At 54.7% G+C, this 12,790-nt stretch carries 10 protein-coding genes; 8 read left to right on the top strand and 2 right to left on the bottom strand.

Annotated elements, in window-relative coordinates; all coding sequences use genetic code 11:
- Window positions 1-67 precede the first annotated feature (67 nt).
- The gene (comER, locus tag PCH01S_RS13755) at window positions 68-898 is read right to left on the bottom strand and encodes a late competence protein ComER (protein ID WP_042230169.1); all 831 of its coding nucleotides are present in this window, start codon (window positions 896-898) and stop codon (window positions 68-70) included.
- A 243-nt stretch (window positions 899-1,141) separates the two neighbouring features.
- Here comER and PCH01S_RS13750 point away from each other — a divergent pair, with 243 nt between their 5' ends.
- The 7 genes from PCH01S_RS13750 (at window position 1,142) to holA (ending at window position 10,882) form a co-directional block, all read left to right on the top strand.
- Window positions 1,142-1,846 carry a ComEA family DNA-binding protein gene (locus PCH01S_RS13750; RefSeq protein WP_241688723.1) on the top strand — a complete coding sequence of 235 codons (705 nt, stop codon included), beginning with the start codon at window positions 1,142-1,144 and terminating at the stop codon, window positions 1,844-1,846.
- A gap of 164 nt (window positions 1,847-2,010) precedes the next feature.
- The gene (locus tag PCH01S_RS13745) at window positions 2,011-3,303 is read left to right on the top strand and encodes a homocysteine synthase (RefSeq protein ID WP_042230167.1); all 1,293 of its coding nucleotides are present in this window, start codon (window positions 2,011-2,013) and stop codon (window positions 3,301-3,303) included.
- A gap of 8 nt (window positions 3,304-3,311) precedes the next feature.
- Window positions 3,312-3,824, top strand: a complete 513-nt coding sequence (locus PCH01S_RS13740) for a deoxycytidylate deaminase (protein WP_042230165.1) — start codon at window positions 3,312-3,314, stop codon at window positions 3,822-3,824.
- A 582-nt stretch (window positions 3,825-4,406) separates the two neighbouring features.
- Window positions 4,407-7,235, top strand: a complete 2,829-nt coding sequence (locus PCH01S_RS13735) for a ComEC/Rec2 family competence protein (RefSeq protein WP_042230163.1) — start codon at window positions 4,407-4,409, stop codon at window positions 7,233-7,235.
- 577 nt (window positions 7,236-7,812) lie between these two features.
- Window positions 7,813-8,346 (top strand): RNA polymerase sigma factor, encoded by a 534-nt coding sequence (locus tag PCH01S_RS13730; RefSeq protein WP_254634720.1) that lies wholly within the window; start codon window positions 7,813-7,815, stop codon window positions 8,344-8,346.
- Window positions 8,343-9,539, top strand: a complete 1,197-nt coding sequence (locus tag PCH01S_RS13725; protein ID WP_042230160.1) for an anti-sigma factor family protein — start codon at window positions 8,343-8,345, stop codon at window positions 9,537-9,539. Before PCH01S_RS13730 ends, PCH01S_RS13725 begins: the two co-directional genes overlap by 4 nt.
- A gap of 323 nt (window positions 9,540-9,862) precedes the next feature.
- Window positions 9,863-10,882 carry a DNA polymerase III subunit delta gene (gene holA / locus PCH01S_RS13720; protein WP_042230158.1) on the top strand — a complete coding sequence of 340 codons (1,020 nt, stop codon included), beginning with the start codon at window positions 9,863-9,865 and terminating at the stop codon, window positions 10,880-10,882.
- Window positions 10,883-11,183: 301 nt separating this feature from the next.
- Here the strand turns inward: holA and rpsT are convergent, their stop codons facing one another.
- Window positions 11,184-11,456, bottom strand: a complete 273-nt coding sequence (rpsT, locus tag PCH01S_RS13715) for a 30S ribosomal protein S20 (RefSeq protein WP_042230156.1) — start codon at window positions 11,454-11,456, stop codon at window positions 11,184-11,186.
- A 204-nt stretch (window positions 11,457-11,660) separates the two neighbouring features.
- Between rpsT and gpr the strand changes: the two genes are divergently transcribed.
- Entirely contained in the window at window positions 11,661-12,662 is a 1,002-nt protein-coding gene (gene gpr / locus PCH01S_RS13710; RefSeq protein ID WP_009675370.1) for a GPR endopeptidase, read from the top strand.
- The last annotated feature ends 128 nt before the right edge of the window (window positions 12,663-12,790 follow it).

Below are 12,790 nucleotides of genomic sequence, written 5' to 3'. Positions count from 1 at the left end.
TTTAAGTCTGATTGCCCGCTAATCCTACTGTTTCATCCCTCTCTATTTTACCGCTTTTTTCCACCTTCTATTGTTTTTTTGTCGTAAACACCGCTTCCACTTTTTCCAAATCCTCTTCGTATTTCGCATGCGTGATTCCGATTAACCGGTTAAACATGCCGTCCAGATCTTGCTCCATCAGTTGTAATCCCTCTGCCGTAATTCCTCCCGGAACCCGCACCCTTTTTTGAAGAGAAACCGGATCGAAACCGCCTGTCGTCAGAAGCTTGCCCGTGCCGAGCGTCATTTCGGAAGCGAGAATCGTTGCTTCTTCGGAAGATATCCCCGTCTCCTTCACTGCGGCTTCGATATATTTTTGGAGAAAAAAGGACAGGAAGGCCGGCGCGCAGCTCGATAAATCGGAACTGATCCGGGTATATGCCTCGGAGACTCTGACAGGTGTGGAAATGTGAGTCAGAAGATTTTCAATCCATTCCTTATCCTCAGGGTGCATGCGCTCTCCGTGAATACACAGAGTAGATCCGCTGAGAACGTAATTGGTGATGCTCGGTATAATCTTCGTCACCTTGCAGGGAAGCTGATCTTCCAGATGCTTGAGCAGGACCGGGCTCGTAATGGATACGACGATTTGAGCCGGCTCAATAACCGGCCGGATTTCGTCAATGACTCGCATATATTCAAGGGGCTTCACGCATAAAAAAACGACATCACGGCCCGCTGCGGCTTCCGCATTGCTGGAGGCGGCGGTTAGTCCGGCGTAGGTTTCCGCCAACCGTTGTACTTTGCCGGGAGTGCGGTTTGCGGCGCAGATTTGCTCAGGATTGAGCGCTCCCGAATGGATGAGCGCTTCGATCAGAATACTTCCCATGCTGCCCGTACCGATAAATCCCGCTTTCATCGACAACCCTCCTCATGAAATAGTCGGACAGGTCTCCTTCCGGCAATAGAACCGGTGCCGTATACCGGAAAGAATTCATTACACCCGACTCAGTAGAGAAGCGGGCGCCGACAAGTTTACCTCTTTATGCAGGGACAAAAAACTCAGGAACGTTTTCTTAACGGTATGAACATTCTCACACAATTATGCCGGTTTCCTGAGTGTAAAATCGTTTATTCAAAAAAATCAAAGGAGTGTTTCATCTTGAACTGGAATTTTCAGAGTTGGAAAAGCGGGGGCGTTCTTGCGGGCATTGCTGCCGTAATCGCGGCAGGATTGGGAATCTGGCTGCTAGTCGGCCCGCGAGGCACCGTGCCGCAAGGTTTTACCGCGTTGAACGCGTCTATGGAGCAAACGATAGAAGCGACCAAGCCGGCACGCCCTTCGGAGAAACCTTTGTCATCGCCTGTGAAGGCGGAGGCGAAGGAAGAGGCCGGTGCCGGGAGTAAGCAAGCGGGGGCGGAGGAATCCGCGGCAGGCGCTGCTGGAGGCGGCCCGGAGCAGGCCCCGGCCTCAGCCCGGAAAGAGGCGGCTGCCGATGACAAACCTGCCCAAGGGGATAAACGGCAGCCCGTCGGCGGAGGGAACGGACCGGCTCCAGGGTTGCAGGAATCCGGGAAACTCGGGAGCGGAGCGGCCGTTCCGGTTCCGGAAACAAGTACGGGAGGAGGACCGAAAGGGTCCACTGTAGACAAGAAAATCCCGGCGGGTCCCAAAATCGATATTAATACAGCCAACCTGCAGCAATTGATGGAACTGCCGGGAATCGGCGAAAGCAAAGGAAAAGCGATCCTTGCTTACCGGGAACAGCACGGGAAGTTCAAAAGGGTCGAGCAGTTGCTGGATATAAAGGGAATCGGGGAAAAAATGCTCGCGAAGATGAAGCCTTACCTGCAAATTAATCCTTGAGGGGGATTTTGGAAGGCGGTATGAAGAAAAGAGAGCATGCGTAAATGTCGGAATTGAGAAAATCTACTAAACTTTCTTTCATTTTATGAGGAAATATGAGAAAATAGGCCCAATCAAACAGATTCATTCATTGCCACGTAAATGCGATAAAGGAGGAAAGAACCATGTCCGAACAACGTCCTTATTCTTTGGAAACCTTGGCCGTACACGCCGGCCAGCAAATCGATCCAACCACGCTTTCCCGCGCGGTGCCTATTTATCAGACGACCTCTTACGGGTTCCGCGACGCGGACCACGCAGCAGATCTGTTCGCTCTGAAGGAATTCGGCAACATTTATACCCGCATCATGAACCCGACGAGCGATGTTTTCGAGCAGCGGATAACTGCGCTTGAAGGGGGAGCGGGGGCTCTCGCGACCGCATCCGGTCAAGCAGCCATTACATACTCGATCCTCAACATAGCCGGAGCCGGTGACGAGATCGTATCGGCGTCCAGTTTGTACGGAGGAACCTATAATTTGTTCTCGACCACCCTGGCGAAGCTTGGCATCCAGGTGAAATTCGTCGATCCTGCGGATCCGGAAAACTTCCGTAAAGCGATTACGGATAAAACAAAAGCTTTGTACGCCGAAACGGTAGGCAACCCGAGAGGGGACCTGCTCGATATCGAAGCCGTAGCCGCGATTGCGCATGAGAATGGCATACCGTTGATCGTAGACAATACGTTCCCGACGCCTTACCTGCTTCGCCCGATTGAGCACGGTGCCGACATCGTCGTGCATTCCGCGACGAAGTTTATCGGCGGACACGGGACTTCCATCGGCGGTGTGATCGTTGACGGAGGCAAATTCGACTGGAAGGCCAGCGGCAAGTTCCCCGGTCTTACAGAACCGGACCCGAGCTACCACGGCGTCGTTTACGCCGATGCCGTAGGGCCGATCGCCTATATCATCAAGGCGCGTGTCCAGCTTCTCCGCGATATGGGGGCATCCATTTCGCCGTTTAACTCCTTCATGCTTCTGCAAGGCCTGGAGACGCTTCACCTCCGTATGGAGCGTCACAGCTCCAATGCGCTTGCGGTGGCACGTTTCCTCGAAGCCCATGAAGCGGTCGATTGGGTCAGCTACGCCGGTCTGGAGAGCCACAGCTCGTACAAACTGGCGCAAAAATATTTGCCTAAAGGCCAGGGGGCTATCCTGACCTTCGGTATTAAAGGCGGATTGGAAGCCGGCCGCAAAGTGATCGAACAGGTGAAGCTGTTCTCTCATCTTGCCAACGTGGGCGATTCCAAATCTCTGATCATTCATCCGGCAAGCACGACTCATCAGCAGCTTAGCGAGGAAGAACAGCTGAGCGCGGGAGTAACGCCGGGCATGATCCGTCTGTCGATCGGTACGGAAGCGATCGACGATATCTTGCATGACCTGGAGCAGGCCATTCTGGCCAGCCAGCAGTAGGTGCGGCGATGACGGGGCGCAAAGACTGGGACACTTACTTCATGGATATCGCCTATATGGCTTCCACGCGCTCGCAGTGCAGCCGCCGGCATGTCGGGGCCGTGCTCGTGCAGGGCAAGAAGCTTCTCGGCACGGCATACAACGGGGCACCCATGGGAGTTCCGGACTGCTCCGAGGAAGGATGCATGCTTGTCGAGGAGTACGAGCTGCACGTCGCGGACGGTAAGGAAGAAATGATCCGCAAGCAGCGCTGCATCCGTACGATTCATGCGGAGCAGAACCTGCTTCTGTTCACCGACCGCGAGGACCGCGAGGGTTCCAGCGTCTACGTGACGGACCAGCCGTGCTGGACCTGCTCGAATATGCTGGCTAACAGCGGGGTGCGGGAGATCGTGTTTCACCGGCCGTATCCGAAGGACAGTGAAAAGGTGAGTGCCTTAATGGCCGCGAGGGGAATCGCCTTCCGCCAAATACAGGGATACGAGCCGCCCGAGGGAACGGACCACCGGATTGTCAACTGAACGAGTTCGGCGAACGGATCGTTGTCTGTGGGATGCGTTCCCCGGCAAGCTGTTACACTGAACGGAATACAATTAGCGTGAGGAAGAACCTCCGCCGCTCCAGTAGGAGCAGCGGAGGTTCTTTTTGTTGTCCGGTGGAACAAAAGGATTCGGGATGTGGCCGCCGCATGAGGGATACGTTTACTTGGTGAGGGAAGGAAGCGTCAGCGATTACGCGGTTTCCCTATTTAAGCAGGAGCGGAGTGATCTGGAGTTTTGGCCGCCGGGAACCCAGAAGTCTCAAAGGCCTGAAAGGCCTCAAAGGCCTCAAAGGCTTCAAAGGCTTCAAAGGCTTCAAAGGCTTCAAAGCCCCCCTAACCCCGTAAGCCCCACACACCCCAGAAATTTTAATCCTGAAATCTTGGACTTCTCTAAAATTTTGTCTAATTCATCAAAGCTGCAAATCCCCCCATATACTCGACGGGTTGTCCAAAAAGTCCGAATCGAACCCCTATTTTTAATTTTAAATTGACTGAAAGAGTTTGTGGGCTTCTATTTCCTAAACGAATGAGCTTATCGCACATACAGGGAGAGATATGAGAAATGCGTTTAAACCGTAATGACATAGTAGGTTTGGCGGTTTTGTGGGTGATCGGCTACGCCGCGGCCATATACGCGTCCAAACCGTGGATGACCGCCTGGAGCGCCGCAGCTTTCGCCGCTGCGGCCGCGGGTGTCATGGCGCTTCGTCTGCCGAAGCGCCGATGGATCGCTGCGGCGCTTGTCGCCGCCGCAGCCTGCTGCTATTACGTCGATACGGACCGGCGTAACAGCACCGCTCTGCCCGCCGCAGCCGCGGCTGCCGCCCACGGCAGCCAGGTGAGCGTGGCGGGCACGCTGGCCTCGCCTGTCGCCGTCGACGGCGACAGAGCCTCCTTCGAGCTGCGCGTCTCGCAGCTCGGGGAGAGCGGCAGCGAAGCGGGCGCTGCCGAAGGAGCTCCGCCGGAGGAGCGGGTGCAGGTGTCCCTGCGCCTGCTCAGTCCGGCGGAGCAGACCGCCGCCGCATCCTGGCGGCGGGGAGACCGGCTCGCCATGCAGGGCGAGCTGCAGGAGCCCGCTGCCGCGCGGAACTTTGGCGGATTCGACTACCGCAGCTATTTGCGCCAGCAGGGCAAACACTGGCTGCTGGTCGTCAAAGGCGTCCAGCAGGTGCAGCACGGTCCGCCGGCGCCTATATCCGCCGCTCTCACGAGTCCGCGGCTGGCGGCCGAGCGCCTCCTGCGGACGACGGATGCTCTCCGCGGCTATCTGGGAAGCCGCATCGACGAGATTTTCACGCCCGAGCAGGCGGGTTTTATGAAAGGCATGCTCATCGGATTAACCGATGATATGGACCCCGGCCGGTACAGCCAATTTTCGAATCTCGGACTGACTCATATTCTCGCGATTTCGGGGCTGAACGTGGCTGTTTTTCTGGGCGTTCTGATCTGGATGCTGAAAAGGCTCGGGCTGCCCAAAGAAACGTATCTGCTCGTTGCCGTCTTTCTGCTGCCTTTCTACATCCTTCTGACGGGAGCTTCACCGTCCATTGTGCGGGCGGGCCTGATGACGATGATCGGTCTTCTCGCCGTCCGTAAAAACCGGATAAAAGATATTTTGCAAATCGCCTGCCTCGTCGGGTTGGGGCTGTTGATCTGGAATCCCTATTATTTGCTGGACGTCAGCTTTCAGCTTTCTTTTCTGGTGACGCTCGGATTGATCGTCGGCGTTCCCCGCGTTACCGCCCTTTTGCCCCTCAAGAACGGCGTACTCCGCAATACCGCCGCCATTACCCTTGTGTCCCAGCTTGTTTCATTTCCTGTCTCCATCTATTATTTCAATCAATTCTCGCTGCTTTCCTGGCTCGCTAACGCGGCCCTCGTGCCGGTTTTCAGTCTGCTCATTTTCCCGGCGGGCTTGATTGCGACATGTCTCGGGCTGGTGTATGTTCCGCTCGGCCGTTTGGGTGCTTGGGTAACCGAAATGGGGACCGGATTTGTTTTCCGCATCGTTGAGTGGCTGGATCAGTGGGAGGGATTTCGGACGATCTGGCCGTCCCCTTCGGTGTTTTGGATTGTGGTTTACTATCTCCTGCTTGCCGGCATTTGCGGGGGCCTCGAACGTCTGGTTCGGAGCCGCCGCGTTCAAAATGAGGACGGCACTCCGCAGCTTGATGCGCCTGCTCCCGGGCGGAGTATGTTTACCCGGTACGGAACGTCCTCAGCAGCCGTAATCGCGCTGGGTCTTGGCTGGCTCGGGCTTCTTTATTACGGTTACACGCCTGATCGCTGGAGCTCGGAGGCCTACGTGGATATGATCGACGTCGGACAGGGAGACAGCATCCTCATACGGACACCGGCGCATAAGTATATACTGGTAGACGGGGGTGGGACCGTATCTTTCCGCAAGCCCGGGGAGGAATGGAAGCTGCGCAGAGACCCTTACGAGGTAGGAAGGAAAACGCTGGTCCCCCTTCTGAAAAAAAGAGGTGTCCACAAACTCGATGCCGTTATCCTGACCCACGAAGATGCCGACCACAGCGGGGGACTCCAGGCTGTCCTGGAGGATATTCCGGTAGAGGCGTTCATTTTCAACGGCACCTACAAGTCCGGTCCCCAAGTAGAGAAGCTGTTCCGTACCGTTATAGATAAAAAAATACCGCTTATTTCCGCCGCTTACGGAAAAACACTCCGGATGGACAACCGGACACGGCTCGACTTTCTCGCCCCGCTGCCGGAGAACGGGCAGCTTATGGCGGGGAGGGACTCGTCCCGGGACGCATCCGGATCCGGACAACCTGCATTTCCCGATCAGCGCACGGCTGGAAAAACGGGAGCCGAGTTTGCACCGTCGGCCGCACAAGATAATTACGGCTCCACCGATAACCCCATTGTTCTGGAAAACGAGCAGAACGGAGTTTCCGTCGTTTTTCTGATGGAAATGGAAGGGACGAGGTGGCTTTTTACCGGGGATATGGATGTAAAAGCGGAGCGCCGCGTCATGGAGCTTCTGCAATCGCGGAACTCCGTTCCAGGAACGCACGGGACGAAACTTCCGCAGTCCGACACCGGCGCGAAAGAACCGGACGGCACGGAAGACGGTACTCCGCAGACTCCCGGGATCGATGTTCTTAAAGTGGCCCACCACGGCAGCAAAACGTCAACCGGAAGCGAATGGCTCGGCTACTGGAAGCCACGGACCGCGCTTATTTCCGCAGGGGTCAAAAATATGTATAAGCATCCTTCGCCGGACGTTGTCGCAAGACTGGAAAGAAACGATATCCGGGTCCTCCGGACGGATTTACTGGGGGAGATCCAGCTGCTGGTAAAAAACGGGGAGATTTACGTCCGTTCGGTATTGTCCGGTAAGCCTGCGGCTTCGGGGGATAGTTGATCGAGATGCCCTAAACAGCGAAGAATGTGCGCGCTCCCGTGAGAGTTTGGGTTCTTCCGCACTGCGCAAGGCTCCCGGCGCACGATGGTTGGCGTTACAGGAGGGCGGTCAATATATGCAAGGTGCACATTATACGGTGCATGACGGGGGTCTGGCGGTCTTTCATTAGCATATGGCTGAAAAGCCGGTATGCGTTGCCGCACTGCGCGCAGGGAGCTTTCCCCGGTGCGAATGGAACTTATGCCCGGATTCGCGGGTATTGGAAACTTTTTACGGACGGCAGGCAATTTTAAGATTGTTTTCAGCCGAAAGAAACATTTTAGCAACAATCTTGTGCTATTGTTAAGGGACGGAGTTTTTTAATGCGGAAAGTTCGACCGGGAGTTGGGAATTGTTCGCTTATTACGCGTACTTTCCCCATTTTGTTAATAATCTCCGGCTTAAGTGTACCTTCGGAAAAATTTTTGATATTCTTATAGAATGAAAGTACTAAATTTGATGATAAGTTGCAACATTCATGTACATAAATGCGTCTGTATAGTTGCAAGAGAGGGGGATTCTTGTGGTAGCGCCCGAAATGGTAAAAGCGGCACAATCGGGTGACCGGGAAGCGCTAGTTACCTTATTAAGACAAATTGAAACCCATGTCTACCGCACGGCTTATTACCTGCTGGGTAATGAGCAGGATGCCCTCGATGCCTCGCAAGAAGCGCTTATTCGTATTTATACGAAAATCCAGTCTTATGAAGAGAAGGCTCTTTTTAAAACGTGGGTTCAGCGTATTGTGACCAATATCTGCATCGACAAATTCCGCAAGACGAAGCCGACCGTATCCATTGAAGAACACGAACTTACGTTCACTACCCCCAAGGACGTTGAGGACGAAGTGATGATCGGTTACTTGGCGCAGGATATTCAAGAGGCTATCGAGAAACTGCCCGAGCACCACCGATCGGTCGTTGTTTTGCGGTATTTGCAGGATTTCTCCTATCACGAGATTGCGGATTGCCTGGGGCTTCCGCTGAACACGGTTAAATCCTATCTTTTTCGGGCGAGACAGCAGCTTCAAGGGTTACTTCATGAATATCAGAAAGGAGGTGTTCGGGGATGAATTGCAAAGAGGTGAAAGAGCTGATGCAGAGAGATCTCGACGGAGATTTGAACGATCTGGAGCGGCAGCGTCTCAATCAGCACGTCCAGGAATGTTCGGAATGCGGCACCATGCTGCAGCGGCTGCGCCTGCTGTCCAAGGAATTGGAGAACCTTCCGAAAATCATGCCGCCATTCAGTATCGTCGATTCGATTCTTCCGCAGCTTGAGCGGCTGGATGAAGAAAAGTCCAACCGGCGCGAAGAAGCCGCAGGTCTGTCTCCCGCAGTCGGCCGTTCCCCGCGTTCCCCGGAACAGCTTCCTTGGACTCGCCGCATAGCCGCGCATGTCTCCTGGAAAACAGTCAGCGGCGTTGTGGCTGCCGGCTTTGTACTCGGGTTTTTCGCGTTCAACATGGACCGTCCGGCTCAATCGGGTCCGGCGGGCATGTTTTCGGCCTTGACCGGAACAAATACGGAAAACGCAGATACGGGGGCAAAAGCGGTGCAGCCTGCCATCATTCCGGATGAGAACGCATCGGGCAAGCAAAGCGGCGGTACGCCGACGGCGCCGCCTGCGACCCATACGCCCGGAGATTCCAAAAGCGCCGGCAAGTCGCAGACGGATTCAAACGGCGAAGCGAATCGGACGGATCGGACCGCATCGACCGGAGATACAGACAAGGGAAGCGGTGCGGAACAGCAGAAATCAGGTTCCGATTCTCCGAAAGAAGAAGGGTCCCGCAAGGAACAGCCCGGAACGACTTCTACCCCGCAGCCGAATAAACAATCGGACGCTTCTGCGAACGAAGGCAAGGCCCCGGTCGGTACCGACAATCCGACTGTGGACCGTGGAGTATCTCCAGGCTCCGGCGATACGTCCGGCGGTACTTCGGGATCGGGAGACGGACAGACGGGCGGCAAGATCGCCACGACCGATCCGGACAAGAAAGATGTCCACACGTTCACTGCCGCAGGTACCGGAGGAACGTCTCCCGACGGCAAGCTGAGCGCGAAGATCGAAGAGCACAAACTTACGATTGTCAAAACGGACGGAACTTCCGTTTACGTATCCGCCAAGCAGTGGAAAGAGACCGATACGCTGCGGCTTGTCGGCTGGAACGGCAACGACGAGTTCGTCTACGAAGTAAGCAGCGGCAACACGAAGCAGGAGTATGTCGTCTCCTTGAAAACAAAGCAGGAGCGTGCCAAATAAGGCATGCTTCTTTTTGTGTCTGACACGCACCTTTGACGGCTTAGCGCGTATGCTGTATTAACAATCGATCAAAGAGAAATTATCGCAAAGCTGAGGAGAATGACAGGAGAAAACGCGGGTTTACTGTCACTCGGTCAAGAGTTTCTAGAGCTCTTCTCCGGTGTTTAAATAGATGCTGCTCGTACGGGTAACATGCGGTGGCAGCGTATTCTCTTTCTGCTCAGGCAAAGGGATTACGGCAAGACGGTGGGATTCCGTTTTGACGTAATCCCTTTGTCATTGGTAAGATGAGAGCAGGGATTTATGCAGAGGGGAACGAACGAATGGATTACAAACAAGCGATGAAAAGCATAGATGAACAAAAATTCGCTCCGGTGTACGTCGCCTATGGAAGCGAGTCTTATCTGATCGAGCAGTTTATCCGGAGACTTACCGATAAGATGATCGAACCGGAACATCTCGATTTTGCGGTAAGCAAATACGATTTGAATGAGGTTCCCGTCCAGAATGTCATTGCCGACGCCGAAACGCTGCCTTTTATGGTGCCGCGCAAACTGATTATCGCCGGGAATGCCCAGTTTCTCACAGGCAGCAGGGACAGCGGGAAGGTCGACCACCAACTGGACCGTTTAACGGAGTATTTAGGGGCTCCCGTCGATTTTACCGTCCTTGTCTTTACGGTTTCCGTGGACAAGCTCGACGAGAGGAAAAAGCTGGTGAAGCAGCTCAAAGAAAAAAAGGCGCTCGTGCCCTGCCTTCCGTTGACGGCCGAAGAGCTGCAAGCCTGGGTGCGCCGGCAGGCGAAACGGGAATCCTTAGAGCTTGGGGACGGAGTCGTCGACCAGCTCGTATTGTACACGGGCGGGCATCTTCAGTCGCTGGCCGCGGAGATCGAGAAAATTTCTCTTAACGTCGGGCGGGGAGGAACAGCGACCCCCGAACTGATTGATTCTCTCGTGGTTCGCAGCACGGAGCAGAATGTGTTCATTCTGATCGAGCAGGTGGTCCAGCTGCGGCTGGACCGGGCGTTTGCGCTCCTGGAGGAGCTCCTCAAGCAGAAAGAGGAGCCGATCAAGATCGTGATGCTGATGGCCCGTCAATTCCGGATTATGCTCCAGGTGAAGGAACTCTCCAAGCAGAGCTATTCGCACCAGCAAATCGCAGGGCAGCTTGGCCTACACCCGTACGCCGTGAAGGTAGCGGAGGGACAAGCCCGGGCATACGATGTCGAGAAGCTGAGCCGGATCGTGTCGCAGCTAGCCGATCTCGATTTTAAAATGAAGAGCGGTGGCATCGACAAGGTACTCGGCCTTGAACTCTTTCTTCTCGGCCTGGCGGCTTAAGCCGGGCGGGGAAACCGGCGGAAGCAGAGCTTTCGCGGGCACGAAGAGGGGATGTGGGGGCCGGGAAAGCTCCACGGCAGTGCCAAAATCCAAGAGCCGATTCCCCGGGTCCGGCCGCTTAGGCCGATCTTTTGGTACGGCCGGGCCGGATCATCAATGGGACGGGGGTACTCGCGTACAGCAGACCAACTTCATATAGGTTGCGTTCCTTTGCGGACGGCCAGACTCGCCATGTATGCAAAAAAAAGACCGGAGCCAAGGGCTCCGGTCTTTTTTATCACCTATGTGTAGGTCCTGCTTATTAGCCTTGTGCGGAAAGAGCGTTGAGCTTCTTCGCTAAACGGGACTTCTTGCGGCTAGCTGCATTTTTATGGATTAATCCTTTAGAAGCTGCTTTGTCCAATTTTTTGGTAGCGTTGATCAGAGCTTCTTTAGCGGAATCTACGTTATTGCTGGCAACCGTTGTTTCGAAAGCTTTAACAGCTGTACGAAGAGCGGACTTCGCGGAAGCGTTGCGCAGGCGACGTTTTTCACTTACTTTCACTCTCTTGATCGCGGATTTGATGTTTGGCATTGACATTCACCTCCTACTTCAGGTACACAATCGAACGTTTTCCATGATTGTTGACAACTCTAAGTATTTTAACACGCTGACTTTTAAAAATCAATAGCTGACGGGGAGGCTTTCCACACCCGCTTTCCGGGAACGTTCATCGGTATAAATTAGGGTCCGTGTCCGCAAACTAGGGCCATACAGAATGGACAGGAGGAGATCTTAATGGCGGATCTTAGCGCGTATACGGTCCGGACCGATCTTGCGCTCGAGGCGAGAGAACTGGCGTCCGAAGCAAGGAAAAGCCCCGAAATACCGGGAGTGGTCTCGGATATATGGGAAGACGGCGGCATGCGCATTACCCAGATTCAGGTTTTAAACGATGAAGGGGCACAGGCCATCGGCAAGATGCCGGGTCAGTATATGACGATCGAAGTGCCTGATTTGAGAAAAAAAGATACGCAGCTCCAAGACCGTGTAGCTACAAAGTTCGCCCAGGTGTTTGAGCAGTATTTGCAGAAAGCGGGAATCGGCAAAGATTCCAAGGTGCTCATCGTCGGGCTGGGCAACTGGAACGTGACTCCCGATGCGCTCGGTCCGCTCGTGGTTGAAAACATCCTTGTCACTCGGCATTATTTCGAATTGATGCCGGGCCAGGTCAGCCCCGGCTACCGTCCCGTCAGCGCGGTTGCTCCGGGCGTACTGGGGACGACAGGCATTGAGAGCAGCGAAATCGTCGAAGGGATTGTCGAGAAGTCGAGACCGGATCTCGTGATTGCCGTGGACGCTCTTGCTTCGCGCGCGCTGGAGAGGGTGAACACGACGATCCAGATCGCAGACACCGGGATCAATCCCGGTTCCGGTATCGGCAACAAACGCCGCGGTTTGACCCTGGAGACACTTGGCGTGCCGGTCATCGCAATCGGTGTGCCGACGGTCGTGTACGCATCCACGATCGTAAATTCGTGCATCGACATGATGCAGCACCATTTCCGCACCCAGACGTCCAACACGCATGAAATTCTCGGCATGCTGGACGATTTGCCGGAACAAGAACGGCTGTCGCTTGTCCGCGAGGTGCTGAATCCGCTCGGGCACGATCTTCTCGTCACTCCGAAGGAAATTGACGAATTTATCGAAGATATCGCGAATATCATCGCTTCCGGGCTGAATGCGGCTCTGCACGAGGCGGTAGATTCGGCGAACGTTGCCGCCTATACGCATTAAGCATAAGCGGCGGAGTCTTGCGGCCGGTTCCTCAGGGAACCGGTTTTTTTGTGCGCGGGGCGGCGGATTTTTTTCGGAGAGAGAGTTCTAGTGAAAGAGTGAAGTTCATAGATTGGGAGTAGATAGAT

This window comes from Paenibacillus chitinolyticus NBRC 15660 (genome assembly GCF_000739915.1).
Lineage (GTDB): Bacteria > Bacillota > Bacilli > Paenibacillales > NBRC-103111 > Paenibacillus_F > Paenibacillus_F chitinolyticus.
Note: the sequence above shows the minus strand (reverse complement) of the source record. Positions and strands in the feature narration are given on the sequence as shown.